The sequence below is a fragment of the Bacillus sp. FJAT-22090 genome, from assembly GCF_007676755.1.
GTDB lineage: Bacteria > Bacillota > Bacilli > Bacillales_A > Planococcaceae > Psychrobacillus.
On the sequence record NZ_VEBK01000004.1, the window covers coordinates 72,850 to 97,714 of the forward strand.

General features: G+C 36.7%; 25 protein-coding genes and 1 other annotated feature. Of the genes, 8 read left to right on the top strand and 17 right to left on the bottom strand.

The annotated features are described in order from the left end of the window. Positions 1-68 precede the first annotated feature (68 nt). Both FS486_RS07390 and FS486_RS07395 read left to right on the top strand, forming a co-directional pair. Positions 69-695, top strand: a complete 627-nt coding sequence (locus FS486_RS07390; protein ID WP_144510697.1) for a YfbR-like 5'-deoxynucleotidase — start codon at positions 69-71, stop codon at positions 693-695. Between the two features lie 112 nt (positions 696-807). Beyond that, a complete protein-coding gene (locus FS486_RS07395; protein ID WP_144510698.1) occupies positions 808-1,452 on the top strand; it encodes a GntR family transcriptional regulator in 645 nt (214 codons plus the stop codon). Positions 1,453-1,505: 53 nt separating this feature from the next. On the opposite strand, the gene brnQ is transcribed toward FS486_RS07395, so the two are convergent. Further along, positions 1,506-2,840 carry a branched-chain amino acid transport system II carrier protein gene (gene brnQ / locus FS486_RS07400; protein WP_144510699.1) on the bottom strand — a complete coding sequence of 445 codons (1,335 nt, stop codon included), beginning with the start codon at positions 2,838-2,840 and terminating at the stop codon, positions 1,506-1,508. 247 nt (positions 2,841-3,087) lie between these two features. Beyond that, positions 3,088-3,354, top strand: a binding site (T-box leader). 60 nt (positions 3,355-3,414) lie between these two features. On the opposite strand from brnQ, the gene FS486_RS07405 reads away from it, so the two are divergent. Beyond that, positions 3,415-4,653 (top strand): MFS transporter, encoded by a 1,239-nt coding sequence (locus FS486_RS07405; protein WP_144510700.1) that lies wholly within the window; start codon positions 3,415-3,417, stop codon positions 4,651-4,653. 39 nt (positions 4,654-4,692) lie between these two features. On the opposite strand, the gene FS486_RS07410 is transcribed toward FS486_RS07405, so the two are convergent. From FS486_RS07410 to FS486_RS07440, 7 genes are read right to left on the bottom strand one after another with little or no spacing between them, the layout of a single operon-like run. Next, complete coding sequence (locus FS486_RS07410) at positions 4,693-5,052, bottom strand: Na+/H+ antiporter subunit G (RefSeq protein WP_144510701.1); 360 nt, start codon at positions 5,050-5,052, stop codon at positions 4,693-4,695. Continuing rightward, positions 5,030-5,314, bottom strand: coding sequence for a Na(+)/H(+) antiporter subunit F1 (locus FS486_RS07415; protein ID WP_144510702.1), 285 nt, complete (start codon positions 5,312-5,314; stop codon positions 5,030-5,032). The genes FS486_RS07410 and FS486_RS07415 overlap by 23 nt, the downstream gene beginning before the upstream one ends. After that, on the bottom strand, positions 5,314-5,796 hold the full coding sequence (locus tag FS486_RS07420) for a Na+/H+ antiporter subunit E (RefSeq protein ID WP_144510703.1): 483 nt from the start codon (positions 5,794-5,796) through the stop codon (positions 5,314-5,316). The genes FS486_RS07415 and FS486_RS07420 overlap by 1 nt, the downstream gene beginning before the upstream one ends. An 18-nt stretch (positions 5,797-5,814) precedes the next feature. Beyond that, complete coding sequence (locus FS486_RS07425; RefSeq protein WP_144510856.1) at positions 5,815-7,299, bottom strand: Na+/H+ antiporter subunit D; 1,485 nt, start codon at positions 7,297-7,299, stop codon at positions 5,815-5,817. Further along, on the bottom strand, positions 7,292-7,630 hold the full coding sequence (locus tag FS486_RS07430) for a Na(+)/H(+) antiporter subunit C (protein ID WP_144510704.1): 339 nt from the start codon (positions 7,628-7,630) through the stop codon (positions 7,292-7,294). The genes FS486_RS07425 and FS486_RS07430 overlap by 8 nt, the downstream gene beginning before the upstream one ends. A 4-nt stretch (positions 7,631-7,634) precedes the next feature. After that, positions 7,635-8,057, bottom strand: a complete 423-nt coding sequence (locus FS486_RS07435; protein ID WP_144510705.1) for a Na(+)/H(+) antiporter subunit B — start codon at positions 8,055-8,057, stop codon at positions 7,635-7,637. After that, a complete protein-coding gene (locus FS486_RS07440) occupies positions 8,044-10,455 on the bottom strand; it encodes a Na+/H+ antiporter subunit A (RefSeq protein ID WP_144510706.1) in 2,412 nt (803 codons plus the stop codon). Before FS486_RS07440 ends, FS486_RS07435 begins: the two co-directional genes overlap by 14 nt. A 352-nt stretch (positions 10,456-10,807) precedes the next feature. On the opposite strand from FS486_RS07440, the gene FS486_RS07445 reads away from it, so the two are divergent. Then, the gene (locus FS486_RS07445) at positions 10,808-11,488 is read left to right on the top strand and encodes a universal stress protein (protein WP_144510707.1); all 681 of its coding nucleotides are present in this window, start codon (positions 10,808-10,810) and stop codon (positions 11,486-11,488) included. A gap of 758 nt (positions 11,489-12,246) precedes the next feature. On the opposite strand, the gene FS486_RS07450 is transcribed toward FS486_RS07445, so the two are convergent. Beyond that, positions 12,247-13,452, bottom strand: coding sequence for an MFS transporter (locus FS486_RS07450; RefSeq protein WP_144510708.1), 1,206 nt, complete (start codon positions 13,450-13,452; stop codon positions 12,247-12,249). A gap of 155 nt (positions 13,453-13,607) precedes the next feature. Between FS486_RS07450 and FS486_RS07455 the strand changes: the two genes are divergently transcribed. After that, complete coding sequence (locus tag FS486_RS07455; protein WP_144510709.1) at positions 13,608-14,315, top strand: YetF domain-containing protein; 708 nt, start codon at positions 13,608-13,610, stop codon at positions 14,313-14,315. 35 nt (positions 14,316-14,350) lie between these two features. On the opposite strand, the gene nagZ is transcribed toward FS486_RS07455, so the two are convergent. From nagZ to FS486_RS07470, 3 genes are all read right to left on the bottom strand, one after another. Then, positions 14,351-16,009 (bottom strand): beta-N-acetylhexosaminidase, encoded by a 1,659-nt coding sequence (gene nagZ / locus FS486_RS07460; RefSeq protein ID WP_144510710.1) that lies wholly within the window; start codon positions 16,007-16,009, stop codon positions 14,351-14,353. 255 nt (positions 16,010-16,264) lie between these two features. Continuing rightward, positions 16,265-16,747, bottom strand: a complete 483-nt coding sequence (locus FS486_RS07465; protein WP_144510711.1) for a cupin domain-containing protein — start codon at positions 16,745-16,747, stop codon at positions 16,265-16,267. Next, entirely contained in the window at positions 16,747-17,334 is a 588-nt protein-coding gene (locus FS486_RS07470) for a histidine phosphatase family protein (protein WP_144510712.1), read from the bottom strand. The genes FS486_RS07465 and FS486_RS07470 overlap by 1 nt, the downstream gene beginning before the upstream one ends. A 365-nt stretch (positions 17,335-17,699) precedes the next feature. On the opposite strand from FS486_RS07470, the gene FS486_RS07475 reads away from it, so the two are divergent. Then, positions 17,700-18,458 (top strand): MerR family transcriptional regulator, encoded by a 759-nt coding sequence (locus FS486_RS07475; RefSeq protein ID WP_144510713.1) that lies wholly within the window; start codon positions 17,700-17,702, stop codon positions 18,456-18,458. Positions 18,459-18,960: 502 nt separating this feature from the next. On the opposite strand, the gene FS486_RS07480 is transcribed toward FS486_RS07475, so the two are convergent. Genes FS486_RS07480 through FS486_RS07490 form a run of 3 tightly spaced genes read right to left on the bottom strand, consistent with a single transcriptional unit; the run spans position 18,961 to position 21,435 of the window. Next, the gene (locus tag FS486_RS07480) at positions 18,961-20,631 is read right to left on the bottom strand and encodes a MutS-related protein (RefSeq protein WP_144510714.1); all 1,671 of its coding nucleotides are present in this window, start codon (positions 20,629-20,631) and stop codon (positions 18,961-18,963) included. A 38-nt stretch (positions 20,632-20,669) separates the two neighbouring features. Then, the gene (locus FS486_RS07485; protein WP_144510715.1) at positions 20,670-21,083 is read right to left on the bottom strand and encodes an NUDIX hydrolase; all 414 of its coding nucleotides are present in this window, start codon (positions 21,081-21,083) and stop codon (positions 20,670-20,672) included. Between the two features lie 22 nt (positions 21,084-21,105). After that, positions 21,106-21,435, bottom strand: a complete 330-nt coding sequence (locus FS486_RS07490; protein WP_144510716.1) for an MGMT family protein — start codon at positions 21,433-21,435, stop codon at positions 21,106-21,108. A gap of 137 nt (positions 21,436-21,572) precedes the next feature. Between FS486_RS07490 and FS486_RS07495 the strand changes: the two genes are divergently transcribed. After that, positions 21,573-21,896: a PadR family transcriptional regulator gene (locus tag FS486_RS07495; protein ID WP_144510717.1), complete on the top strand. Its 324-nt coding sequence runs from the start codon at positions 21,573-21,575 to the stop codon at positions 21,894-21,896. After that, positions 21,889-22,920 (top strand): DUF4097 family beta strand repeat-containing protein, encoded by a 1,032-nt coding sequence (locus FS486_RS07500; RefSeq protein ID WP_144510718.1) that lies wholly within the window; start codon positions 21,889-21,891, stop codon positions 22,918-22,920. The genes FS486_RS07495 and FS486_RS07500 overlap by 8 nt, the downstream gene beginning before the upstream one ends. Before the next feature lie 108 nt (positions 22,921-23,028). Here FS486_RS07500 and dnaN read toward each other — a convergent pair whose 3' ends face one another. Together dnaN and FS486_RS07510 are read right to left on the bottom strand one after the other, a co-directional pair. Continuing rightward, a complete protein-coding gene (dnaN, locus tag FS486_RS07505) occupies positions 23,029-24,165 on the bottom strand; it encodes a DNA polymerase III subunit beta (protein ID WP_144510719.1) in 1,137 nt (378 codons plus the stop codon). A 175-nt stretch (positions 24,166-24,340) separates the two neighbouring features. After that, entirely contained in the window at positions 24,341-24,817 is a 477-nt protein-coding gene (locus tag FS486_RS07510) for a DinB family protein (RefSeq protein ID WP_144510720.1), read from the bottom strand. Positions 24,818-24,865: the final 48 nt, after the last annotated feature.

Consider the following 24,865-nt stretch of genomic DNA (forward strand, 5'->3'; position numbering starts at 1 on the left):
TATTAATTAGCCTTTCATTACATTATTTTTCTCAGTTCCAGTATGATAATTATAAAGGAGTGGTAAGTATGGGAATCCATAAGTTTTTTATGAGCATGAACGATTTGGAAAGAATTATTCGATGCCCAGGACGATTTAAATTTGAAGAACATAATGTGGCTGCGCATTCTTGGAAGGTTTCACAATATGCTATGTTCTTTGCTACAATAGAGGAGAATAACGGAGCGACGATCAACTGGAAATCACTTTACGAGAAAACGATTAATCATGACTTTGCAGAAATTTTCATCGGTGATATCAAAACACCTGTAAAGCACGCTTCTCCTGAATTGAAGCAAATGCTTTCCCATGTAGAAGAAAAAATGATGGAAAAGTTTATTGTTGATGAGATTCCTTCTGAGTTTCAGCCTGTATTTTTTGATCGGATGAAAGAAGGTAAGGATGAAACAATTGAGGGCCGGTTATTAGAACTTGCAGACAAGATGGACCAAGTGTACGAAGCTTTTGCAGAATTACAACGTGGAAATACAGATGCTGAATTTCTAAAGATGTATGAGACTGCATTAAGAAAAATTCTTCATATTCCCCTATCAAAAAGTATTTTATATTTTAAAGAAACAATGCTAAAAGACATTATGGCAGAAGAGTCCGTAATAGATGTAAAATCGATAACATTAAGCATTTTACAGGAATAAATCCAAGCAAACTATTTATCGCAAAAAATAGTAACAACAAAAATGCGATATATTGTATAATATAGTGTATACTATTATTGAACTATTAGGACAATTGAAAGGGGGTTATTTTTTGCCTATACCAATTAACCATGCAAAACCTGTCCGTACAACAGCTAAATTGCATGCTTTTAACCAATTACAGCAATGGATTATTGATGGGACACTTCAACCTTTGGAAAAGTTAAACGATATCGAACTTGCTCAAGCATTAGGGGTCAGTAGAACTCCTATTCGAGAATCTTTACAGCTTTTAGAATCACAAGGCTTTGTATCTATGCAACCAGGAAGAGCTACGCAAGTCACTGAAGTTAAAACGGATGATATTAATAATCTTCTACCTCCGTTGGCTGCCTTGCAAGCGCTTGCAGCAGAACTTGCTGTTCCAAATATAGATGAGGATACGCTTCGACTATTGGAGGAAAAAAATAAGCAGTTTGCCGATGCACTTTATTCAAAAGAATTCACTATTGCATTAAAAGTAGATGAAGAGTTCCATCAGATTATTGTAGATACAGCGAATAATCCATACATACTTTCTATGATAGAAATGCTTCAAGCACATGTGCGGAGATTATTCTATTATGAAAAGATTATATTAAGAGAATACTCCATCGAGCAACATGCGGAAATTATTCGTCTACTGCGAGAAAAAAATTCAACAGAAGTAACCGAAACAATGCGAGCAAACTGGATTTATACGATTGAAGAATTTTAATAAGTATTATGAAAGGGCCTCCTAATCAATCGGATGGCCCTTTCATAATATTTTTATTTAAGTTTTGAAATTACACTAGTTATTAGCGTTACAATCACAAATGGAACAATCCAGCCTAAACCTACATCGTAAAATGGCAAACTATTTTCGTAAAGCGAGACTATTGGTTTTAACCACCCATAATACTCTATTTCTAGAGAACTGCACAAAGCTTTTAAACCATCCACCACACTTATTAAAAAAGTGACGAAAATTACTGAAGCATACACAATTCTTGCATGGTTGAATAGAGGCGAAAGAAACGTAAGCAAAATCAGTACAATGGATAAAGGGTATAATAGCATCAATACTGGGATCGAATATGTAATTATATTCGACAAACCAAAGTTAGCTATAATACAGGTAAACACACTGAAGAATATAACAAATGCTTTATAGCTAATCTTCGGCATTAATGTGTGGAAATACTCCCCACATGCAGTCGTCAATCCAATACTAGTAGTTAAACAAGCCAAGAATATAACAATTGATAAAAGTACAGCTCCAAATGATCCAAAATAATGCTCAGAGGCACTGCTTAAAACTGGGCCTCCATTCTCAAATAAACCAAAAAGGCCTGTACTCGTCGCTCCTAAATAAGCAATTCCAGTATAAATAACACCTAAAAAGAAAATGGCGATCCCGCCTGATTTAGCAGTAGCAGCAATAATTCCTTTTGTTGAAGTCACGCCCATTTGACGAATGGCCGTAATTACTATAATACCGAATACCAAGGAAGCTAACGCGTCCATTGTATTGTATCCTTCTGTAAATCCAGTCATAAATGCTTTGTCAATGTAACTTCCTTGAGGTGCCTCAAATCCCCCCATTGGTTTGATAACTACAAAGAATAGTAAAATAAATAAACCAATGATTATTCCTGGGGACAAATATTTCCCTACATTATCCACAATTTTAGAAGGATTTAGCGAAAATAGTAAGGTAATCCCAAAGAATAAAATCGTAAAGATAAGAAGCCCAATTTGCGCATAATCTGGATTAATGAAAGGCAAAACCCCTACTTCGTATGATACGGCTCCTGTTCTTGGAAGTGCAAAAAATGGCCCAATTGTTAAATACAATAAAGACGTGAATATAACTGCAAATAGCGGATGAACCCGGCTAGACAGCTCCTGTAAGTTTTTACTCCCCGAAAAACCCATTGCTAATGTTCCTAAGAAAGGTAAACCTATCCCTGTTGCTAAAAATCCAAAAACCGCAGGCCATACATTTGTACCCGCATTCTGCCCTAAGCTTGCGGGAAAGATTAAATTCCCTGCTCCAAAAAATAATGCAAATAACATCACCCCGATAACAAGGTGATTGGAAAACGATAATTTCGTATTCATTTTACTTCCTCCTGTGATATAAAAATAATCATTTTTTGTAGTTTGTCGAATTTCCTCTTAGCTGTATGCTACCCAGATGATTTTCCCATACCACTTCTGTATGCAATATATCAGAACTGATAATACTATGGATTCAAGTAGAATGCAATATATTAGACGAAATTAATAGAACATTTATTTTATTGGAACAAAGAAGTGTATATTAATATTTACAACTATCCAAGTGCTATGTTACTATTGATAAAATTTAAATGCGATGAAGAGAAGAGTAAATAGATTCATTCTTTAGCAGAGAGCTCCGGGTGCTGAAAAGGGGCAAGGGATTTTCTATTGAACCAAGCCTCTAAGCATCACAATGGATCCTAACAAGTTATAGGTGATGGTGTGACGGAAGCTCCCGTTAAAGAGCTGAGGTATACGCAATGGATTACATTGTCGTACTGAATGAGATTAATATGGTGACATATTAATAAACTGGGGTGGTACCGCGACTTTCTAAAAACTCGCCCCCAAGACATAAGTCTTGGGGGTGGGTTTTTTTATTTGCATTTTTGTATGAGGAAAGGAGAATTTGATGAGGTATAAAAATTGGCTATTAGATTGGAAGTATCCCTCTATATTATTATTCGGGATAGGAATCTCTAACTTTGGGGCGTGGGTTTATTTAATTGCTCTTAATTTAATCGTATTGGAAATGACCAACTCACCTCTTGCTGTAGCGGGACTATATATCGTTAAACCTCTAGCTACCTTATTTACGAATGTATGGGCTGGTACTGTTATTGACCGCGTAAACAAACGGAATCTTATGGTGTTTCTTGATTTATTTCGAGCAATTTTTATAGGAATCCTACCTTTTGTTACATCTCTATGGATTATATATGCAGTAGTGTTTGTAATTAATATGGCAAGCTCCATGTTCGAACCGACTTCGATGACTTATATAACTAAGTTAATACCAATTGAGCAACGAAAGCGTTTTAACTCTTTAAGGAGCTTAATAGATTCTGGAGCATTCCTCATTGGTCCTGCTATAGCAGGTATTCTATTTTTAATAGGCTCACCAGAACTGGCAATTTACTTGAATGCAATTGCTCTTCTGTTTTCAGGAATCATCACCCTGTTTATGCCTAATCTTGAAAGGAATGACTCCTTTAAACAATCAGATAACTACTTTTCTTGGAGTGTTATAAAAAAAGATTGGCATCTTGTTCTAACTTTTAGTCGTCAAAATACTTATATTATGTTCGTTTACTTTTTATTTAGCTGCGTTATGGTAATGTCTACAGCTATTGACTCTCAAGAAGCTGCATTTGCTAAAGAAGTACTTTTATTATCTAACAGCGAATATGGATTTCTCGTAAGTGTAGCTGGGGCAGGTATTATAGCTGGAGCGTTTCTGAATTCCTTAGTGGTTAAAATATTAAAGATATCATTTCTCATTGGTTTTGGTTCTTTATTTTTTTCAGTAGGTTATATTGTCTATGCCTTTTCAAGTTCTTTTTCGCTAGCAGCTTTTGGATTTTTTATTCTTGCATTCTCTCTTGCTTTTGCCAATACTGGTTTCCATACGTTTTACCAAAACAACATACCTATTAACATGATGGGTAGAGTCGGAAGTGTATACGGACTATTCGAAGCATGTTTAATTATTATAGCAACTATTACAATAGGAGCTGGAGCTCAACTTATTTCGATTCAGCTAGTAGTAATTTCCGGAACATTAGTAATGCTAGCAATCACAATTCTTTTATTACTATTTTGTGTAAGTCCTTCTCGAAACAATTACTATGCAAGCAACAACGTAAAATAAAAATGGCTGCTCTCCACATTTCGTGAGAGCAACCTATTATTATTTTTCTTCTGGGAAAAGGATATCTTTCAGTTCATCATCAGAGGAGTTATCCGTTAGCTTAACGCGCGCACGATAAGCTGCACGTGTAATCAGATGCCCTGCTACTGGAGCTGTCAAGAAAACGAATATAATTCCAAGCAACAACCTTACACTTATAAAGCCTTCGTGCACCCAAAAGTAGACAAATGCACCAGTGAGGGATAATAATACCGCTAATGTTGAACTTTTCGTTGCTGCATGCGATCTTGTATATACATCTGGCAGACGTATGATTCCTAATGCACTAATGACACTCATGGCACTACCGAGCAATATAAGTAAAGCTGCCCCTAACTCAATTGTCTGATTTGCGTTCAATGATGACCCCCCTTTCCACATACTTCGAAATGGCAATCGTACTAATGAATGCAAGTATACCTAAAATTAGTATCGCTTCCAAAAAAGCTTTTGTTTTTAACACGATTGAAATAACGGCTATCATAGAAATTAGATTAACGCCTATCATATCTAAAGCAACGGCACGGTCCGGCATTGATGGTCCTTTAATGATTCGAACAAGGGCAATTGCAATAGAAACAGCAAATAAGGCGAGGGCAGTTAAAAGTATCTTCTCTACCATTACCGCGTCACCTCCATGATTGCTTTTTCAAATTTCGTAATGGATCTCAACACATCAGCTTTTGATTGTTCAATATCCATCGCATGGATATAAAACATATCACCAGCAGGATTCACTTCCATCACGACTGATCCTGGTGTTAGAGTGAGTAACATTGCGAGAGTAGTTATTTCCCAGTCCCCCCGTAGTTCTGTTTTATATGTGAAAATACCTGGTTTTATCTTTAACTTTGGGCTTAATATTTGCTTACTTATCAATATACTAGAAGTCGCTAATTCTGATATGAATATAAAAATGAGCTTAATAATCGAGAATAGCCTTCTTAAATAAAACTGGGTACCGAAAAAACGATGCATTAAGAAGATAATTACGATTCCAACGATGAATCCACCGAAAAAAGTTGTAATTTTTAGTTCGTCCTCATCTTGCAGAAGCATCCATAGAAACGCTATAAATAAATTTAGTAAAAACTGTGCTGGCACTTGTCGTCACCTCTTCCATTATTTATTTCCACCTAATACTGCATCAATATAAACAGAAGGGTTGGATAGCGTATGTGCCGCATTACTTACATATCCCGATATATATTCAGCTCCAAGACCGAGAAAGATGGTGCCTAAACCAAGTATAACGATGGAACCAATCATTCCTTTTTTCAAAGGTACTTCGTCTTCTGGGCTAATAATCGTCTCCCCAAAAATGGTGTTGAGAAAAATGCGAAGAAGTGAATATAACACCACAATGCTCGATACAAATGCAAGGGTCAATAAAATATAAGAACCTGACTCAATTGCACCTTGTCCTACTAAAATCTTCCCAACAAATCCACTAAGTGGTGGAATTCCAGCCAAGGAACAAGTAATAACAAACACCATCCAGCCGAATAACGGATAGTTGCGTATTAGTCCGCTTATTTCGTGAATCTTCGTCTTTCCAGTTAGGGTAATCATCGTGCCTGCTATTAAAAATAGCATTGCCTTCGCAATCATGTCATGGATTACATAGTAGATAGAGCCTTCTAATGATACATGCGTGTCAACTGCCAATCCGACCAATATAAATCCAACAGCGATAACTACATTATAAGAAGCGATTAAACGAACATCTTTATAAGCAATCGCACCAGCGCAACCAATAACTAGCGTCATACCGGCCATGATTCCGATTAATCCATGTGTAATCGAAGGTTCATGGTAGAAAATGAGCGTAAACGTACGAAACAGCGCGTAAATACCTACCTTAGTCAATAATGCGCCAAACAACGCAGCGATTGCGGTTGGTGGTACACTATAGGAACCTGGAAGCCAAAAGAACAATAACAACCCTGCTTTTAAACTAAAAACAATTAAAAACAGAATACTAATCGTTGTGAGTAGCGGCCCTTGACCAGCTTCTGCTACCCTTTCTGATAAATGGGCCATATTTAATGTACCTAACGTGCCATACAAATAAGCAAGTGCAACTAAGAAAAACCAAGAGGAAAGAATATTGATCACAACATATTTAATCGATTCTCTAAGCTGCGCTTTCTGACCTCCTAGCGTTACTAATACATAAGAAGCAAGAAGCATCACTTCGAAGCAGACAAATAGGTTAAATAAGTCACCCGTTAAAAATGAGCCATTTACACCAGCAATTAAAAATAAAACAAACGGATAAAAGAACATTCTTTCATGACTCTCTCCAATCGAAGAAAAAGCATAAATAAGACAAATAGCAGTTACTATATTTGCTGTTAAAACAAATAACATAGCAAAAGAATCTGCCACAAACAAAATACCGAAAGGAGGTTCCCAGCCGCCAAAGTCTAATCGAAGAATACCTTCTGTTTGTACTGTGTTTAAAATATAGAGACTAATACCAGACAAACTGATCATGGTCACTAAACTAATTACACGCTGTACTTTGACGTAAGGTCGAAGAAATACTAGCACAATCCCTACTATAATCGGGACAATTAAAGGCAAAACAATTATATTATTCATCATTCGTTCCTCTCAATGCTTCAAGATCATCCGTGCCAATATCTTGGTATGCGCGGTAGGCCAAAACTAGAACGAACGCTGTAACCGCAAAACTTATAACGATTGCAGTTAAGATTAAAGCTTGTGGAAGCGCATCGGTGTAAGGTGCATCCGCTTCTTTCAACAACGGAACATTTCCTGTTTTCAACCCGCCCAACGTTAAGATGAGCAAGTGTACCGCATGGGAAAGTACCGCAGTTCCCAAAATCACACGGATGATATTACGAGAGAGGATTAAATACGTAGCTACGGCAACTAGTATTCCTATTAACAGTATAATTAACGAATCCATAGTCTTATTCATCCTCACTTATACTTAAAATAATTGTGACAACTACTCCAACTACAGCAAGCGCCACGCCCGCTTCAAAAATAGTTACTGTAGTAAGTTCTGTTTTTCCAAATACCGGTAGGTCAAAATAAGCAAATGTTTGTGACATAAATCGAGCCCCAAATAGCAAAGAGCCTAAACCTGTCCCTGTTGCCAATAGAACACCAAATGCTGCCACAAGCTTAAAATCGAGCGGTAAACTTTTTTGAACTGTTTCTATATCATTCGATAGGTATAAAAGGACAATTGCAGATGCCAATACTAATCCACCTATAAATCCACCACCAGGGGTATTGTGACCTGAAAGGAACAAATACACACCAAAAGTTAAAATGATAAACACAACAATTTTTGTAACTGTGCGTAAGATCACATCATTTATTTTCAATGTTTTCATCCCCCTTTTTCGCCCGTAGCTTAATCATTGTATAAACACCTAAGCCAGCTATAAAGAGAACGACTACCTCTAGCATCGTATCAAACCCACGAAAATCTCCTAAAATAGCATTGACGATATTTGCGCCTCCCGCCAATTCATAAGCATTCTCAAAAAATGTGGAAATCGATTCAAATTGGTCATAATTTAATACCGCAAATGCTACCAATACAACAACTGCACCCGTTCCTATTGAAATTATTCCGTTTGTTATCTTTGTTCGGGAAGTAGTTTTCTCCTTTTTCCAATCAGGCAAATGCGAGAAGGCTAAGAGGAATAATACAGTCGTAATAGATTCCACTACCAACTGGGTTAAAGCTAAATCAGGTGCTCGAAAAATAACGAAAAAGATCGCGATAGAATATCCTAAAACCCCGTTTAACAATGTTGCCGTCATACGAGTCTTCGAAAACAACATCGCCATAGCAGCAATTGCCATCACTCCGACCAAAATAACCTCATAAACTCTTATACGCACATCAGACGTAAAATCAATTGAAAATGCCCCTGAATAAAAGAAAAAACCACCAACCGTTACTATAAAGAATATATAGATATAGACTAAATAATCTTTTAGAAGTCCTGTCATGTACTTGTTCGTCACAATTGTAGATTTACTTTCCGCAAACGATAACAAGTTATTATAGTATGCATTGAATGTATATCTAGTGGATAACAATCCATAAACCGGTTTCCACTTTTTAAGAAGTCGATATAATAATGCTCCGACTAAAACAACACCGATGGTCATAAGTAATTCAGAATTTACCCCATGCCAAGCATGTATAGAAGGAGTAAGAATCCCCGTATCCCCAAATGTAGGGTAGATACTTCCCATAGCAGGCCTTAATAGATAAGTGCCTAAAATATTTGGAAAAAAGAAAATACCTACTACGAATATACTTAAAATCATCGGAGAAATAAGCATTCCTATGGGAGCTTCATGTAGGGGTTTATCCAATTTTTCTGGTTGAACATCCCCAAGAAAAGTTTTAAAAATAATAATCATACAGTAAACAAATGTTAATACACTCGCTATCCACGCGATAATAGGAAAAATGATACCGAATGATTGCAAAGAAAATACCTCTGCATTCATAATTTGAACAGTTGCAGCGAAGAACATTTCCTTACTTAAAAATCCATTAAACAATGGTAATCCTGCCATCGAAAGACTTCCGATAACCCCTACCGTAAATGTTACTGGCATAAAGGTCATTAATCCACCTAAACGACGTATATCTCGAGTACCAAGCTCATGATCGACAATCCCTACGACCATGAATAGTGCTCCTTTAAATGTGGAGTGATTAATCAGATGAAATAAAGCTGCGAAGGTAGCCTGGGTATATATTACGGAATCTTCTGAGTACCCGAACTGCAAAGCAATAGAGCCTAAACCAAGCAGACTCATAATTAAACCAAGCTGACTAACAGTAGAATACGCTAATAATGCCTTTAAATCCGTTTGGCGAACCGCATTAAAAGAGCCCCAAAATAATGTAGTCATTCCGATTCCGCTCACAGCCCAAAACCATATTTGATCTCCCCCGAATACCGGGGTAAAACGAGCAACTAAATAAATCCCTGCTTTCACCATCGTAGCGGAGTGTAAATACGCACTTACAGGGGTCGGTGCTTCCATTGCATCAGGCAACCAAATATGAAAAGGAAACTGAGCGGACTTAGTAAATGCCCCAAGCAATACTAAAACCATCGCAGGTATGAATAACGCATGGTCCGTAAAGTCCCCTATGGTCGCTATAATTTCACGTATACTAAAGGATCCAGTCATCGTATGAAGCATAATGAAACCCACGAGCATCGCAATTCCACCACTTACCGTAATAAGCATTGCTTTTTGTGCACCTAATCTCGAAGCCTTCCGGTGATTCCAAAAAGCAATTAGTAGGAAAGAAGAGACACTTGTCAATTCCCAAAACACGTATAATACCATTAAATTATCAGAAAAAACGACGCCAAGCATGGCTCCCATGAACAATAATAGGTAGCAGTAAAAATGTTGCAGTGATTCTTTAGTGGAAAGATAAAAAATAGAATAGAGAATAACTAAACTACCTACACCAGTAATAAGTAAACCAAATATCATACTTAAACCGTCTAAATACGTAGTGAAGTTAATATTTAATGAGGGAATCCATTCATATGTATGGACATAAGTATTACCACTTGCTAACGAGGGAACCAGCCTAACAAGCATAATAAATAATGTAATAGGTACTAACATGACAAACCAGCCAATGTGTAAAAATTTGAGTCGCCTATAAATGAGTGGTACGAGCGCAGCTATTACAAATGGAATAATAATAGCGAAAGTAACTGAAAACAAATTGTAGCCTCCTATTTCCAAAACATCTTATTTGAGTTTTTAGTTTTGAAAGAATTATTTCATTTGAAATGGATACTTGACTATCCCAGTAACTAGTAGCATAATAGGAATCCATATGAGGTCCTTATGTACATCAGAAGAATTTGGGGTGTTTAACATTGCCTGTTTAAACGGAAAGCACTAATTATGCTTTTCAAGTGGATATATATAATCGAATTTACCGAATATACCAAGTTAAATTATACACGAAAGAACTATATACTGCACTTGATGTGAACGAAGGCAGTTTATTTTTTGAATAGACCCTGCATGTAGATAGATGAAAATTACTAAAATCGAGGTGTAGACAACCGTGAAACATACTAAAGGTCGAATGGATGAAAGTATACTTGTCTGCGTATACTACGGACCAAATGGGGAACGACTTATACGAAGAGGACATAAAATGGCAAGCATGCTGGATTGCCCACTTTATATTCTTACTGTCGACCCACTTCCATATGATGCATTCGATGCGGAAAAGTCTGGATATATTGAGAAATGGAAAGATTTAGCTGAAGAATTAGAAGTTGAAGAATTTATCATTCGCGATAATGACAAACGACCTTCTCCTAGAGTAATTAAAGAAGTTGCTCATCAACTTAATATTACACAAATTATTATTGGACAAACTGCTCAAAGTAGATGGGAAGAAATCACAAAAGGTTCCTTTATGAATGTTCTATTAAGAGAGATTCCTTTCGTTGACTTCCATGTAGTCTCAGTTGAACGTTCTGTAAAAGATGATGTAGAAGGCATGTTTGAAAAAGGGGTTCGCGCCTACTTAGTCGCAGACGGAGACTCGTATAAAGTATCATTCACTTGTGCTAAAAATATGTGTCAAGAAGGCATTTTCTTCAAAGAAATAGGAACTGATTTCGACAATGGGATTTTCAAATTTATGCATAACAACAAAATGCATCAAATTCATATTCAAGATAATTTAGTTCCAGATCCATCTCAAGTACCAGATGGCTGTAGCGTCAAATTATAAAAAGAGAAACTCTTTTGGGGGTTTCTTTTTTTTATTGAAGATTGGGTGGTAGAGGGATACTTTGGGGAATTCGTTGCACTCTTTGGGGGACTCGGCGCCCGTTTTGGGGAACTCATCGCTCTCTTTGGGGGACTCGTTTCTCTTTGGGGAACTCATCGCTCGCTTTGGGGAACTCGTTGCACTCTTTGGAGAACTCGTTGCACTCTTTGGGGGACTCATCGCTCGCTTTGGAGAACTCGTTGCACTCTTTGGGGGACTCGTCTCGCTTTGGGGAACTCGGCGCTCGCTTTGGGGAACTCGTTGCACTCTTTGGAGAACTCGGCGCCCACTTTGGGGGACTCATCGCTCGCTTTGGAGAACTCGTTGCACTCTTTGGGGGACTCGTCTCGCTTTGGGGAACTCGGCGCTCGCTTTGGGGAACTCGTTGCACTCTTTGGAGAACTCGGCGCCCACTTTGGGGAACTCATCGCTCGTTTTGGGGGACTCGTTGCACTCTTTGAGGAACTCATCGCTCGCTTTGGGGAACTCGTCTCGCTTTGGAGAACTCGGCGCTCACTTTGGGGAACTCGTTGCACTCTTTGGAGAACTCGGCGCCCACTTTGGGGGACTCGTCTCTCTTTGGGGGACTCATCGCTCGCTTTGGGGGACTCATCGCTTGCTTTGGAGAACTCGGCGCTCACTTTGGGGAACTCGTCATCCGTTTTGTTAAATTTAAAAAGAGTAACTTTTTTTGAGAAAGTTACTCTTTCCTTCCAAAATTAAACTGTCGCTTTTCGATCCGTTGGCAATGCAAGTGCTACTAGTCCAATGATTGGCAACAAGGAAATGATAATCATCGTCGTGTAAATTCCAACGTGGTCCATTAAAATTCCAATTACTACTGCTCCTAAAGCACCCATTCCGAATGCAAGTCCAACAGTTAAACCTGCCATTGTCCCGATTTTGCTAGGCACAAGCTCTTGCGCGTACACAACCGTCACCGAAAAACTTAGCATGATGAAAAAGCCTATCAATATGAGTAATAAAACAACTGCCCAAATCGGCACATACGGTAGTATTAAACTAAGCGGAATTGGAACAATAACCGAAAGCAAAATTACATTTTTTCTTCCTAATCGATCCGCCCATGGACCCCCAAAAAATGTACCTACTGCTCCTAGTGCCAAGAAGATAAATATAAACAATTGACCCTTTTGGGCAGTAAGACCGTAGTTCTCTACGAGATGAAATAAATAGAAGTTTGTCATATTCGTTACATAAAATGATCTTGCAAAAATAATAAGCATTAGTAATGTTAATGCTATACCTACTTGTTTTCTAGAAAGTGATGGGAGTGATGAAAATAGCTTTCTTTTCTTATTCGACATACTTTCTTCTTCTAATTGTTTCTTATACCACACTGAAATTTTTGTTAGGATGAAAATTCCTATTGCTGCTACCACTAAAAATAGAGCCGCTCCTTTTTGACCAAGTGGTATCAAAATAAAAGAGCTTATGAGCGGTGCAAGAGCCTGTCCCGAGTTCCCCCCCACTTGGTATATCGATTGAGAAAGTCCTCTTTTAGATCCAGCTGCCATAAATGAAACCCGTGACCCTTCTGGATGAAATACCGCAGAACCAAGTCCTAAAAAGATTACTGCCACTAGTATCATCCAATATTCTGGTGCGAAAGCAAGTCCCGCCATCCCAATAAATGAACTAATCATCCCAAGTGGTAACGCATAAGGCATCGGTTTTTTATCACTGATAAACCCTACAACTGGCTGTAATATAGATGCTACTATATTTAGAACAAAAGAAATTAATCCTAATTGTGTAAAAGTTAATCCAATTTCTTTCAGTACCGGAAACATTGCCGGAATTACCGCTTGTAAAGAATCGTTAAATAAATGGCAGAGACCAATAGCAAACATAATTGGATAAACAGGATTCCCTAGCTTATTTGAAGTAGTACTGCTCGGCATTTTTTGTATCCCACTCTTTCTACTCTCGAAATATATTATGGAATATATTATATCGCAAATTTCGACAATATGATTTAGTTTTTTGTTTATGGATAGTTATACTCCCTTAGGAAACACTAATCAAAAGTCATTTATAAAGGAGTTTGAATAGAATTATGGATACATTTTTCGAATTAAACTTTTGGGAAATGCTTATGAGAACTACTATTGCATTTGCCATATTATTATTATTAGCACGAATACTAGGTAAGAAACAGCTTAGCCAATTAACATTTTTCCATTACATTACCGGAATTTCATTCGGTTCTATTGCTGCCGAAATTGCTTCACAACATGAAACACCTTTTCTTGACGGTATTATTTCACTTATTTGGTGGACCCTTTTAACATGGTTATTGAGTTATATTTCCTTGAAATCAACAAAACTACGTGTCCTTGTTGACGGCGAGCCTACCATAATTATTAAGGATGGCGAAATTTCTTTTAAATCATTAAAAAGTTCTCGTTTACATATGGATGATGTGTTAATGATGCTAAGAGAACAATCTATTTTCTCCATACAGGACGTACATTATGCAGTTCTTGAAACAAATGGGGAATTAAGTGTTTATAAGAAAGTTTCTTTACAGGAAGCAACTAAATTAGATGTAAAGGCCGATGTATCACTTCCAGCATTTATGCCTTCGGAAATTATTTCGGATGGAAAGATTGTTAAAAAAAATCTACAAGAGTTAGATTTAACAGAAGATTGGTTAATGAAAAAGCTTCGTAAACATGGAGTTGAATCGGTAGATCAAGTTTTTTATGCCCAGCTTCAGACAAATGGTTCGCTTTACATTAGCTTAAAAGAAAACGGGATTTAAAAAAGACTTCCTTTTACATAGGGAGTCTTTTTTACTTATTTACCTGATAATTTTTCAATCTCTTCATTTAACTTTAGTATATTTGCTTCTTTTACCTTCTCATTGGTTAGTTTATATTTTTCTTTCAATGAGAGAATACGATAGACACTTTCATTTACCCTTTTTTCAGATATTTCACCACTGTTTACTGCATCAACAATCGCATCAATTGCCTTTTTTACGTTTGCGTAATCATGCGCTATTAAAACAATATCATTTCCCGCTTTTACCGCCTCCACGGATGCTTTTGCGATATCGTAATTACCTAATATTGCTTTCATCGTCATATCATCAGTCATGACAACTCCATCAAATTGAAGCTGACCTCGTAATATGTCACTTATAATTTTATGTGACATAGAGGAGGGAAAATTAGGATCAATCTTGGGCAATAATATATGAGCAATCATAATAACATCAGCACCATCTTCAATTGCATCTTTAAATGGAATCAATTCAAGCTTCTGCAGATCTGCTAGGTTTTTCTGGATGATCGGTAGCTCTAGGTGGGAATCCACTGACGTATCTCCGTGTCCTGGAAAATGCTTCACAACAGAAATAACGTGTTGACTCTGAATACCTTTCATCGTTTGTATGCCAAGCTCACTCACTATATCTGCCTTCGTTCCAAAAGAACGATCCCCAATAACCGGATTCTTAGGATTACTATTCACATCAAGTACAGGAGCAAAATCGAGATTAAAACCGTATGCTTTCATTTCTTCTCCTAAATGGGATCCAATATTATAGGATAAAGTAGCATTATTTTTTTCTCCGATTTCTTGATTAGTCGGCAATTGGTTCAAGCCAGGTAGTCTAGAAATTCTACCTCCTTCTTGATCTACACCTAAAAACAGAGGAAATTTTTCATTTTTGCTCTCTTCTTTAATGGTATTTAATAACGTAATTGTTTCGTTTACATTTTTAATATTATTTTTATAAAAGATAATTCCACCTATTTTATCTGTTGAAATTAGTTGTTTCGTCTCTTCCGAAAAACTTGTTCCCTTTACTCCCGCAAAAATCATTTGCCCTATTTTTTCTTCTAGGCTCATATTATCTAGTGTTGTATTTTCTTCTTGATTTGCTTCTTGCACCTCCATAGTAACAGATATATGATCAACCACAGGGTTTGGTTCAAGATCCGTCGGTTTCGGCAAAACCCACTTTAGTTGATAAACTGATGAAACTTCATAAACTAAAATCATTTGATCCACATCAGCATCTTGATAGGAACGCATTGCATCTGCTTCCCCTTTTACTATTTCAATATCCTTCAAATGAATTTGTTGGATAGAAGGTGAACTAGATCTCACATCAATTACCATGTCGGAAAGGTGGCCGATGGTTGCATTTTTAGTTAGGAAATCTTCATATGTAGCTGTCGAAAGTTCACTTTTTTTATCTGGTTTTCCCCAAAGCTCATGTACTTCTTGTATAGTTGTTTCTCCTACAACAAACGGAGCATCTTTAATTTGACCCTTTTCTGCCAATTCAAAAACAAGGGAAACAAGGGATTCCGCCTCAGGAAGTTTATCTTCTTTAGTTGTTTCTGTATCTATACTTTCTTTGTACTCATTTTTATCTTCCGTCACCATCATGACTATGGCGATTATAATGAATAACAAGAAAATAATACCAACTTTTTTAATCATTCAAGAACCCTCCTACTTTTGGCGTCTTTTTCATATTATCATCTTTATCCAAAAAACCTCATACCATAAGTATAAAACTCATATTAGTACTTGGACAGAAATATACATTACGCTTCATGATAAACTAATTGAAGAAAGGAGAAGATAAATAAAAACGCCCTCGAGCAATTCTCGCTGGAGGACGTAAAAATATGTAGCTTGTTTTAGTGTAGAATTTAATGCCCTTCTTACTTGCTAGTTGCTCTAAGCATTATATTACAGTTTTTCATATGCCATCCGACGAATGATTTGTTCATGTTGTGGATATTTTCCTAATAATTCTTCTTGTGTAAAGAGCTCAAAGTCTTCGAAATCAAAACCAGGTGCTACCATACAGCCAACAAGTGAAAACGAACCATTTTCAACAACAGATGATCCAAAGATAGAGTTTTTCGGCACAAGCACTTGCGGGATTTCCCCATTTTCTATATTCAGACCTAGCTTATGCTCAGTAAAATTCCCAGCCTCGTCAATTACAGAAACGACAAGGGAACTTCCTCCATGAAAATACCATAATTCATCGGATTTCAGCCGATGGAAATGTGATATATTCCCTACTTCTATTAAAAAGTAGATACTTGTATATAATTGACGTTCACCTATCGAATCTGCTGAAGCAAAAGTACTTTTATAATATCCACCTTCTGGATGCGGCTCTAGTTCTAAATGTTGTATATAATAGTTTGCATCCTTCTGCATTACACTTCCCTCACTTCTAAATGTTTCATACAATTGAACAAATGACATTGATTTCTGTTCTCTTGTAATTCTATCACTGTTAGCGATGTATTTCCTAAATCACGAGTAAAATCATCATTCGGTACAAGAACATGTAAGATTCTACCGATAAAGCCTCCATGACTAACAACCAATACTCGTTTACCAGCATGTGCAGTTTTCACATCTTCTATGAAAGACATGCCTCGTGAAATAATAACATCTTCTGGTTCAAAGCCCAGCTCCATCTTTCTCCAAGCAAATCCCCATTTTGCAACTCGTTCCGCTTCCGTTGTGCCTTCAATAATCCCCCCACCAATTTCACCTAGACGCTTGTCAATATGAAAGTCGAGTGTTGGTAGCTTTTCCGCAATAATCTCCGCAGTTTTTTTGGCACGAATTAAAGGGCTAGTATAGATTACATCCCAATCCTCATGTTCTAGTCTATCAGCTACACGTTCTGCCATTTGGATACCTTCTTCATCTAATGGCACATCTGTGCTTCCCTGAGCCCGTCCTTCTTTATTCCATGCGGTTACACCATGTCGTACAAACCCAATCGTTGTCATGTAAATATCCCCCTTGCTTTTTTATTACTGCCCATCACTGCTCTTTTATTATAAAGAAACAATTTGAAAATGAACATCACAGAGATAATGAAAAAGCACACCTGAACTGCAACAATTCATACATGCCTTTCTAATCGATCATATATTACGCTTCTTTGATTATTGAAACATTCACTGGTGGTCCATCCCAACCATACTTTTCTTCTAGCTCTTTTATCAATCTCATCATTTATCGCATTTCCCTCTCCTCCCGAAAACATATGGTCCTATAAATCAATTAATAATACTGATTATTCTTTATCAAAATACATCTTGACCTTCACGCAGCGTAAAGGTTTAAGCTATAACTATAAGGAGGTGAAAATATGGAATATACAGTACAAAAACTAAGTCAGCTAGCAGGAATAAGTACTCGAACTCTTCGGTACTACGATGAAATCGGGCTACTCAAACCAGCGCGGATCAATTCATCTGGCTATCGGATTTATGGTTCTGCTGAAGTAGACAGACTCCAACAAATTCTGTTTTATCGTGAGCTTGGGGTGAATTTAGATAGCATTAAAGAAATAACGACTTCTGAGGCATTTGTAGCGTCAACTGCATTAAAGGAACATCGAGAAAAACTGCTCGAAAAGCGAGCACAGTTGGATTTATTAATCGAAAATGTGAATAAATCCATTCAATTAACGGAGAGGAAGATTACAATGACAGATAAAGAGAAATTTGAAGGCTTCAAACAAAAGCTAGTGGATGATAATGAGAACACATACGGAAAAGAAATTCGAGAAAAATATGGAGAGGATGCTGTAAACAAGTCCAATGCTAAGGTAAAAGGAATGACCGAAGCACAGCATGAGGAAGTGACAAAACTAGAGCAACAAGTGTTAGATAATTTAAAAGCAGCAATGGCGACTGGCGATCCAGCAGGAGAACTTGCGCAAAAAACCGCAGATTTACACAAACAATGGCTGAGCTTTTACTGGGATAAATACTCTAAAGAAGCTCATGCAGGTCTTGCACAAATGTATGTGGACGATGAACGCTTTACTGCTTATTACGACAAAATCCAACAAGGTGCGGCCCAGTTTTTAAGAGATGCAGTCCACATTTATACAAAAAACTAGAAGGTTTCATACCTTCTAGTTTTGTAAAGAATTATGGTTTTACTATACGTATATTTTGAGGTTAAATTAATGTGACTATATTCATTTAGTTCTTTTAATAAACCAAAATAATATGGTTAAAAGCAGTAAAAAGACTGGGGTTATACCAACGTATTTCCAAGAATTTAGTGCTCCAGAAAAATAATATGCAATTGGCAAAAATGTAATAGTGCTCAAAAGCATATAAGGCCAAGATAGTTTAAAAACACCCATGAAAAAAGTGAAGATTGATGCCGCCAATGAGAGGTACCAAAATGCCAAAAACATTTCTTCATCCACCTTTCTTATTAACAAAGAAACTAATTGAAAAACTGTAACTTATGTGTCACCGTCATTATATCGTTGAAGGTTCTGTCTATGCTATATAACTGTTCTTGCAAGTTTTACCAAATGGGTATGTTTACAAATATTATGGCCTTCTTATGCGAGACACAATAGATTATTTATTACAAGATGGATTCAATTAAAAGCGTTTCTCATCATTAATTTCTTCCCACTCACGATATTCGACAAAGTTTTCAGCTAGCTCATTTGCTTTTTCGGTAATGCTTTGCGGATATCCAAGCACTTCAAGAAGTTTAATGGCATTTCTTGTATTGGATGGGCCTCGGTGAATGGTGTAGTCGAATCGAACTTCGCCATTTTCAATGGCTTCCCTGAAATGATAATTGGTATACACATGACTTGCTATTTCCGTTAATTCTATATCATGGGATGCAATAACACTCATTCCTGTATTTGAAGAAAGCCATTCCATCATAGCTGCTGATGCTGCAATCCGCTCAACCGTATTTGTTCCTTTTAATATTTCATCAACAAATGATATACATGGTTTTCCTTGTTCTATTAATTGTACAATGCGTTTTAGCGATTTAATCTCTGCGATAAAGTAACTATCACCATTCAATACATTGTCTTGAATCGCCATTGATGTAGCAATATAACTTGGTTTCATCATCCATTTTTCTGCTAATGCCGTGTTAATAGTTTGTGCAAGTATTGCATTAATTGCGATTGCTTTGATATAAGTTGATTTTCCTGAAGCATTTGATCCGGTCACTAAAGTACATTTGCCGAGAGCGGATGTGTTTGTCACAGGATGATCGATAAGTGGATGGGCCATTTTCTCGAATAATAGTTCTTCCTTGCCTACGAATGTAGGAGTGCAGTATGTATTAATCGATTTACGGTAAAATGCGACTGCAATAGCTGCATCAAGTTTACCGATAAGTTGCCATACTTCCCGATACTCCTTTTGATGATGAGAAATCGTTTTTACAATTTTGTTATAAGAGATAAAATCGAGCAAAAACAAAATCCGAATATATTCAAAAATAACATCAAATTCTCCTCCACCTTTGTTGCCGAGTGAAGAAATATTACTAAGAAACAAAATCTTTTTCAACGGTTTCATGTTTTCCCCAAACCTTTTTCTGAACGAATTAAACTCTGGCTGATTAACAGAAGAAAAACGTTTTCCCGTATGAATGATGGAAGCAATATAGGTGATGGATAATAAATCGTACTCCAGCATGCCCTTATTGCGATAGTAAACGATTGTATTGACAAAAAAGGAAGCAATTAAACAAAAAAGCCCCCATTTCAAATTTATAAATAGTAATGCAACTGAAAAAATCGGCAACATAGCGAGGAACGTGAAAAGCAATATATTCTTTACTTTCTTACTACTTCCATCATAAAAAAATGAGGTAGAATTCGAATAATCCTTTTTTCCTAGCCCTGAAAGAAGTAGAAGAATTTTTTCCCTTAAAGCCTGATTATTAGCAACCAGCATGTAAATATTTTCATCTTCCTGTTTATGTTCATGCAATGGCTTGATTTCCCTAAGCTGATTGAATAAATATTCCGAACCAACTGTAGTTTGTGTATAATTAAGCTTTTGAAAAACTTTATTCATAGATAGATCATCCCAAGTAAATTGGTCTACTCCATCACTATTTTTTTTATTTGACCAGTAGGAGGAAATAGATTCAATCGCTTCATTTTGTCTGATAAATTTTCCCGTTTCCCATTCTTCTCGAAATTTTTTAAGTTTTTTCTTGTCTTTCGTCAAGAAATGGTTGACGATTAATAAGAGCGCTACCACTACTAAAATAATTACTAGCTTTGACATTAAATCACCTCGTTACTGTATACGATTATAAGTACCTACTAGTTTCCATTTTTTAAAACTTGCTTAAGTATGTGAATATCATCCGGATATGCCAAAGGAAGTGCCTCAATCTCTTGTAATGATTTCCAAGCGATTTCATGAATGAATTCATCTGGGTCTTGGATAGTTATTTCCCCACTCACTATTTCTACTAAAAAGTATTCTACATAATAGGAAATACCGAACTCGCTAAGGATGCCATTCTTTTCATGTACTTTCTTAATAGGATGCACCGTAAAGCCCGTTTCTTCCGAAAATTCCCTTACGCAACATTGTTCAAATGTTTCCCCTTCTTCCAAGGTCCCTGATGGAACAGTCCATTGTTTTTCTTCACCTGGAGCTGCTTGAAGAACCATTAATATTTCCTTCTTTTCATTTGTACAAATACCTGCTGCACCTTGCCATTTGAACATATTCCATTCCTCTATTCTTTTATCAGATTAAATCTATATCATTCATTTCAGGTATGTATCTTGACTGTTCTAGATCCACAAGCCCATTAGAACGAAAACATACGTCTTCAGCTTCAAGCATTGCTCTTTGAGAATAGGCTGATTCTTCGTCTGGTATAGCTATTTCTCCTTTGATATTCACCACTCGATGCCATGGAAGCTGATGTTTGGCACTCATCGAATGGAGAATACGTACGACCTGTCTTGCCCCTCTTGGACTACCAGCGATCTTTGCAATTTGTCCATACGTCATAACTTTTCCGGTTGGGATAGATTTTATTATTCGAATCACTTGTTCTGTAAAAGGGTTCATCTCATTCATCCTTTCATTATTTCGATTATAACTGATTTAGAATATTTTAATCAGTACCTTGCATAGAATAATACTGTGTGATATATTACTATCAAAGGTACTGTTTATTGATTAGTAGTGAAGGGAGTGAGTAACAGTTGAATATTCAATTTAAAAAAGGCGTTTTGAACCTCTGTGTGCTTGTATTATTGGATAAACAAGATCGATATGGCTACGAGCTTGTACAAAAAATATCGGATCAGATTTCCATCTCCGAAGGATCTGTTTATCCATTGTTAAGACGCTTGACGAAGGAAGGATACTTCACGACGTATTTGCAAGAATCTACGGAAGGTCCTCCGCGTAAATACTACAAACTGACGGAACTTGGAAGAACTTATTTACATGAGCAATTAAAGGAATGGAAAAGCTTTACAAACGGAGTGAATAATCTAATAGAAGAGGGTGTAAAAATTGACTGAACAACAATTTTTAAATGAGCTGGAGCTTGCGTTAACTGGACTACCAACAGATGAACGGAACGATATCCTTTCCGATATAAAAGAATATTTTACGATTGGTCGCGAGGACGGTAAAGCAGATAGCGAAATTGCCGCATCACTTGGTTCTCCAAAAGAAATAGCACATGAATTACTTGAAAACCAAATTCCCGATAAAATTGAAACAAGCAATAAACTGATCAAAGTCCCCCACTCGAATTTTTCTAACGTTATCATGAATATTGACCATGGTTCTCTACATGTTTTTCCATCTGATACAGATGAAACAATGGTGGAATTGATTGGCGAAAGCGACAAACTTGAATTCAGTGCAGATGTTGTAAATGATACATTAAACATTCGATTAAAAACGAAGAAATTTCAATTATTTAGCTTCTTGTTCTTAATTAGAGATCTGAGAGTAAATGTTGCACTTCCTAAAAAACTATATACGACAATTACGATGAAAACAGATAATGGGCGAATTCGTGCGGAAAAACTTCTCGGTAAAGCTATTAAAGCAACTTCTGATAACGGGAGTATTGGTTTAAGAGAATTTGCTACTACGGTTCTGGAAGTAGAAACGGACAATGGGCGTATTGAAATTGACAAAGTGCAAACCGATAAGCTTTCTACTCAGACAGATAACGGAAGAATTGAATTGCGCAATATCGACGCTGAACAGGTTATTACAGAAACAGATAACGGGCGAATTATGATGGATTACGTGAACGGGGATATCATTGGAAAAACTGACAATGGACGAATTACACTTCTGACACCGAGTCTCGATCGTATGATTCAATTAGAAACAGATAACGGTAGTATTGTAGTTGAGACAGAGAACAACCCTACAGACGTATCCATTCATGCAAAAACTGACCAGGGTAGAGTCAATATTTTTGGAGAAAAGAATTCTCGCACTGTATTTGGAAATGGATCGAACACAATTCGACTTTCTTCTGATAATGGGAAAATTACTGTGGGGTATAAAGAGAAAAATTAGAAAAGAACTGCGTATAAGTCAAATTATACGCAGTTCTTTCTGTTAGAAGCATTAATATAAAATGTTAAGGAATCGTCTTTGCAAATAACCCTATCGAAACCATCCATCTTAATAGGTACGAACAGGTACGATTAATTGTAAAATAGTATCATCCATAGCAGACTGCAAAATGAATGGACGCATTGGTCCTATTAATTGAATTTTTATGTCTTGTCCATCTAAGGCTCTTAAAGCATCCATCATATACTTTGCGCTAAATGAAATTTTTAATTGCTCCCCTTCAATTGAATTTGTTTGTATTTCTTCTTCCACTTCTCCTATTTCTGGTGAACTGGATGATATCTCTACGAAATTTCCTTCTAATAAAGATAGTCGAACAATGTTATTGCGCTCTTCACGTGCCAATAAAGAAGCACGGTCAATTGCTTGAAATAATGCTTTTCCATTCATTGTTACAGTAGTTTTAAACTCATTTGGAATTAAGCGAGACGTATCTGGATAATTCCCTTCTAGTAAACGAGAGTAGAGCAATACATCTTCCGTTTTAAATAATACTTGTTGATCCGTTATCGCTATATAAACAGGTTGTGTTGAATCTCCAATAATTTTACTTAAATCATTTAAACTCTTTCCAGGAATAACTATATTATGTTCCCCTTCAATTGGTTGCTCTAACACTATCTTGCGGCGAGCAAGACGGTGACTATCCGTTGCTACACAGGTAAGCTCCCCGTCGTTCACTTTCCATAGAACCCCAGTTAATACAGGGCGATTTTCCGAAGTGGATACGGCAAATACTGTTTCTCGAACGATCGATTTCAATGAATCTGCTTGAACTACAAACTGACGATCTTCTTGGATCTCTGGAAGTAACGGGTATTCAGAAGCATCCAAACCAATTAAATGAAATTTTGACTTCCCTGAACGAATATGCGTATGATTATTCTCTATCACTTCTATTTCCACGTCACTTGTCGGTAATTTTCGTACAATTTCATTAAACATACGAGCTTGTACAACAATCGATCCTTCTTCTATTATGCGAATAACTTGATCTCCATTTTCCTCGGCTTTGATAAATGTCTGAATTGTTATATCAGAATCGCTACCAGTTAGTTTTAATCCTTCTTCGGTGAGTTCTAATTTTATCCCTGTCAAAATGGGAATGGTTGTTTTCGAACTGACCGCTTTCATCACATCATTTAAACCTTCTAATAATCGGTGGCGCATAATTTCGAATTTCATCAATTTCCCCCGCTTTTACAATTATTATTTCTCTTATTTAGTTGTAAAACAAATTATTCAATTAAAATTAATGTAACATTAAGAAAATTTATTTGCACTACGTTTTTATTAAACTATAAAAAGCTCTATCTCTAAAAACTAGTGATAGAGCTTTATTATTCGACTTTAGTATTTTTTATTTTAAGGCAAGGTCTCTGCCAATCAGATTTGCTGAAACAGGCTTTTTACCTATTTCCCTTGCCCAAACAGATAATTGACCAATGTGATGTATTTCATGCGCAATTGCATGCCTCATAATTTCACCCCATGTGTCAGTAACGATTCTTCCATCAGGCATAGTATCTTGAAATAGACGGTTATCCATATTCTCATCCCACGCATACACAAACTGTTCTACTTCTTGTCGAAATTTATCGTTCAACTCTCTTACTTTTTGCAAGCTTTGGTATTCTTGAAAGGCTTCTTGGAAATCTGGCTTACCTTGAAGGACCCTTATCCAGCTCCACTCTACATCAATTATGTGAAAAAGTGTTTGCAAAATCCCCCCTACTCCACCTGTCCTTTCTAACAGAAGATTTTGTTCATCAACTTCCTCACACCACCTAAACCACTCTTCCCTCACTAGCCAGTTATAACGAAAAAACATTTGCATGATAACAGCTCCTTGTTTCTCTATAGTTTACTTAGCAATGATTGGCTT

Bases quoted from the DNA above. Each gene is read 5' to 3' on its own strand.
- FS486_RS07390 (WP_144510697.1), top strand. From the start codon at position 69: ATGGGAATCCATAAGTTTTTTATGAGCATGAACGATTTGGAAAGAATT.
- brnQ (WP_144510699.1), bottom strand. From the start codon at position 2,840: ATGAATACGAAATTATCGTTTTCCAATCACCTTGTTATCGGGGTGATG.
- FS486_RS07405 (WP_144510700.1), top strand. From the start codon at position 3,415: ATGAGGTATAAAAATTGGCTATTAGATTGGAAGTATCCCTCTATATTA.
- FS486_RS07415 (WP_144510702.1), bottom strand. From the start codon at position 5,314: ATGGTAGAGAAGATACTTTTAACTGCCCTCGCCTTATTTGCTGTTTCT.
- FS486_RS07425 (WP_144510856.1), bottom strand. From the start codon at position 7,299: ATGAATAATATAATTGTTTTGCCTTTAATTGTCCCGATTATAGTAGGG.
- FS486_RS07430 (WP_144510704.1), bottom strand. From the start codon at position 7,630: ATGGATTCGTTAATTATACTGTTAATAGGAATACTAGTTGCCGTAGCT.
- FS486_RS07450 (WP_144510708.1), bottom strand. From the start codon at position 13,452: ATGCCGAGCAGTACTACTTCAAATAAGCTAGGGAATCCTGTTTATCCA.
- FS486_RS07455 (WP_144510709.1), top strand. From the start codon at position 13,608: ATGGATACATTTTTCGAATTAAACTTTTGGGAAATGCTTATGAGAACT.
- nagZ (WP_144510710.1), bottom strand. From the start codon at position 16,009: ATGATTAAAAAAGTTGGTATTATTTTCTTGTTATTCATTATAATCGCC.
- FS486_RS07465 (WP_144510711.1), bottom strand. From the start codon at position 16,747: ATGCAGAAGGATGCAAACTATTATATACAACATTTAGAACTAGAGCCG.
- FS486_RS07470 (WP_144510712.1), bottom strand. From the start codon at position 17,334: ATGACAACGATTGGGTTTGTACGACATGGTGTAACCGCATGGAATAAA.
- FS486_RS07475 (WP_144510713.1), top strand. From the start codon at position 17,700: ATGGAATATACAGTACAAAAACTAAGTCAGCTAGCAGGAATAAGTACT.
- FS486_RS07480 (WP_144510714.1), bottom strand. From the start codon at position 20,631: ATGTCAAAGCTAGTAATTATTTTAGTAGTGGTAGCGCTCTTATTAATC.
- FS486_RS07485 (WP_144510715.1), bottom strand. From the start codon at position 21,083: ATGTTCAAATGGCAAGGTGCAGCAGGTATTTGTACAAATGAAAAGAAG.
- FS486_RS07490 (WP_144510716.1), bottom strand. From the start codon at position 21,435: ATGAACCCTTTTACAGAACAAGTGATTCGAATAATAAAATCTATCCCA.
- dnaN (WP_144510719.1), bottom strand. From the start codon at position 24,165: ATGAAATTCGAAATTATGCGCCACCGATTATTAGAAGGTTTAAATGAT.
- FS486_RS07510 (WP_144510720.1), bottom strand. From the start codon at position 24,817: ATGCAAATGTTTTTTCGTTATAACTGGCTAGTGAGGGAAGAGTGGTTT.